The following is a 1,295-nucleotide window of genomic DNA, read 5'->3' on the forward strand; positions in this document are numbered from 1 at the left end:
CGTCTACACCTCGAAGGCCTACGCCGCGCTCTGCGAGCAGCTGGGCGTGACCCAGTCCACGGGCGCGGTCGGCACGAGTGCCGACAACTCACTCGCGGAAAGCTTCAACGCCACGCTCAAGCGCGAACTCCTCGCCGGCCGGTCAGCGTTCCCGGACCAGGCCACCGCCTACCGGGCCGTGTTCCGGTGGGCGAACCGCTACAACACTCGCCGGCGCCACTCCGCGATCGGCAACATCAGCCCGAACGCCTACGAAGCCGCACGCTCCGCTACGCTTGCGGAAGCGGCATAACCGAACCGACACCGTGTCCACGATCAAGGGCCAAGGCCCTGATGCTTCACGGTTCCGACCGGTCAGAAGCGATCGCTATTGCTGGAGGCTGTTTGGCCTTGCGCCGGGCAGATGAGGATGGGGGGAGCCGGGTGTGCGGGTGCGTGGTGTCGATCTGCTGGCAGCGAGGATCAACAAAGTGAAGGGTCCGATGAGGGGGATGACGCCCAGGAGGACCCAGGCCCGGCTGAACCCAGCGTCGTGAACCCGACGGGTGATGAGTGCGAGCTGCGGGATGAGGTGGGCGGCCCAGAAGGGGGTCGCGGTGAGGTGGTAGGTGGCCGTGATCGAGCCCGCCGGGTTATCGCTGCGCTGGCCGCTGACGGTGAAGAGGGGGATCGACAGTGTAGCCGTGTCGGCCCCCAGAAGCCCGAAAAAGAGGGTCAGGAGACTGCCCGCAGCCGCCAGGTAGAGGAACGCCCACTAGAACTGGGGGCGCGTGGGGTGCCCATCGAATCGGGCATACCGCCGGTAGAGGTCCGCAATGGCGCTGGGCAGGCTCATCTGGTGATATTCCCATCGAGCTGGCAGTTCGTCACGAGAGACGGGAGCTGGAGAAGGGCCTGTGCGGGTGCGAGCCCTCGCTCGTACCCTGGGGAAGATGACTGCACCGGATGCCCTGCCGCCCTCGAGGCTGCCGTCCACGGTTGAGGTGTGTCGGGTGTTGTGCGAGCTGAACCGGAGGCATTTCAGCCGTGAGACTCACGCGCGTCTCCTCGACGCCGACGTGACCGGGGGCGTGCTCACGGTGGTGGCCTGGCAGGCCGGCCCTTCCCCGGAGGACCGGGGACAGGTGATCGCGCAGCGCACGGGCCTGGGGATGCGTCTTGCCGAGTGCGAGGGGGATCTGGAGGTGGTGCTCCTGGATGTGTTGCAGTGTCAGGTGTTCGAGCCGAGCGCGCCGGGCCGGGCGGCCTCTGGGGCTGAGCCGGCATGGCTGCTTGTAAGCGGCCATGAAAAGCTG

General features: G+C 67.3%; 2 protein-coding genes and 1 pseudogene. 2 read left to right on the plus strand and 1 reads right to left on the minus strand.

The annotated features are described in order from the left end of the window. Positions 1–292, plus strand: a 292-nt coding sequence (locus tag SJ20_RS11485; RefSeq protein ID WP_044659998.1) for an integrase core domain-containing protein, incomplete at its 5' end; no start/stop codon positions are given. Between the two features lie 75 nt (positions 293–367). Here SJ20_RS11485 and SJ20_RS11835 read toward each other — a convergent pair. Then, a pseudogene (locus SJ20_RS11835) lies at positions 368–742 on the minus strand (DUF805 domain-containing protein); the annotation flags it as partial. A gap of 190 nt (positions 743–932) precedes the next feature. Between SJ20_RS11835 and SJ20_RS11490 the strand changes: the two are divergent. Then, positions 933–1,295 (plus strand): hypothetical protein (locus tag SJ20_RS11490; RefSeq protein ID WP_131661522.1); only part of this gene is annotated, 363 nt, incomplete at its 3' end.

The sequence above is a fragment of the Micrococcus sp. MS-ASIII-49 genome (assembly GCF_000946635.1).
Taxonomy (GTDB): domain Bacteria; phylum Actinomycetota; class Actinomycetes; order Actinomycetales; family Micrococcaceae; genus Micrococcus; species Micrococcus luteus.